3 protein-coding genes are annotated in these 1034 nt (G+C 44.8%); all 3 read left to right on the plus strand.

Annotated elements, in window-relative coordinates; genetic code table 11:
- The first annotated feature begins 82 nt into the window (after positions 1–82).
- From CDG77_RS37290 to CDG77_RS35055, 3 genes are read left to right on the plus strand one after another with little or no spacing between them, the layout of a single operon-like run.
- On the plus strand, positions 83–247 hold the full coding sequence (locus CDG77_RS37290) for a hypothetical protein (protein WP_190234172.1): 165 nt from the start codon (positions 83–85) through the stop codon (positions 245–247).
- Between the two features lie 8 nt (positions 248–255).
- Complete coding sequence (locus CDG77_RS35050) at positions 256–702, plus strand: hypothetical protein (RefSeq protein ID WP_094333672.1); 447 nt, start codon at positions 256–258, stop codon at positions 700–702.
- On the plus strand, positions 677–904 hold the full coding sequence (locus tag CDG77_RS35055; protein ID WP_094333673.1) for a hypothetical protein: 228 nt from the start codon (positions 677–679) through the stop codon (positions 902–904). Before CDG77_RS35050 ends, CDG77_RS35055 begins: the two co-directional genes overlap by 26 nt.
- Positions 905–1034: the final 130 nt, after the last annotated feature.

Below are 1034 nucleotides of genomic sequence, written 5' to 3' on the forward strand. Positions count from 1 at the left end.
ACTAGCCCTTTCAAGGTGTTGTGTAATGGACTAATTTGTAGTTTGGTTAAGAGAGGTGAAAATCTCAGGGTGGAGAAAAGAAATGTTGCTAGGGCAGGTGTTTGAGCGGTTTGTAAAAGAGAGTCCAGTATCAGTGATGGTTCGGGGGCTTTTAGAGAAAGCACTATGTCCCCAAACCCTGGATGAACTATTTTTGTTCGGAGTGCAAAAACTCAGTACACCCGTGAGTTATTGTTTTCCACAGTAGTAAATTTAATGAGCCTTGTCGTCTGTGGAGTTCACCCATCAGTACATGCAGCCCATCAAGCATCCTCAGAAGAAATAAGTGTTTCAGTGACCTCGATCTACAACAAAATAAATGGCATTGAACCGATTATCAGTGCGGAGTTAGTCACAGAAGTTGCAGGACAAATGGAAGCGACGATTCGGCATCTCAACGCTACAGTGCCTGATTTGCTACCAGGTTATCGAGTCAAAATTCTTGATGGGAACGCGATCGCTGCGACTGAACACCGTCTCAAAGCGTTACGTGACATTAGTAGTGCCCCATTGCCGGGCCAATCCTTAGTCGTACTTGACCCGAGTTTGATGCTAGCAGTGGACGTATTTCCTTGTGAAGATGGTCATGCTCAGGAGCGTTCTCTATTTGACGAGGTACTACCAACTGTTGAAGAAGATGACGAATGGAAGAGCAGACCGTAATTTTTGCACACTCAAGTTTTTATTCGGTGTTGCTACTCACAAAGGCTACTTTATTATTCGACAGCATCAAACTATGCCTTGGCAAGCAACTGATGATTTCCGGCTAGTAGGTCAAAGCGATAGTGGTACTATATTTGAGCAAAACATTATTTTGAGTGCCGATGATGGTCAACTGTTAAAGGCACGTCGTGTGTTCGCGTAGCGTCTCGAAGAGAAGGTTTGCTTAGAGCAGCCTAATCGTGACGGGGACAGAGAAATTTTTCTTCTCACTAATTTCTTGTCTGATAGCGTGGCCGGCGCGGGTACTTGCACAACGGTCATAGATGCACTTT

The organism is Nostoc sp. 'Peltigera membranacea cyanobiont' 213, from assembly GCF_002245975.1.
In the GTDB taxonomy this organism is placed as follows: Bacteria; Cyanobacteriota; Cyanobacteriia; order Cyanobacteriales; family Nostocaceae; genus Nostoc.

What these genes read in the sequence shown, in the direction of transcription:
- CDG77_RS37290 (WP_190234172.1), top strand. Translation starts at nt 83, where the DNA reads ATGTTGCTAGGGCAGGTGTTTGAGCGGTTTGTAAAAGAGAGTCCAGTA.
- CDG77_RS35050 (WP_094333672.1), top strand. Translation starts at nt 256, where the DNA reads ATGAGCCTTGTCGTCTGTGGAGTTCACCCATCAGTACATGCAGCCCAT.
- CDG77_RS35055 (WP_094333673.1), top strand. Translation starts at nt 677, where the DNA reads ATGACGAATGGAAGAGCAGACCGTAATTTTTGCACACTCAAGTTTTTA.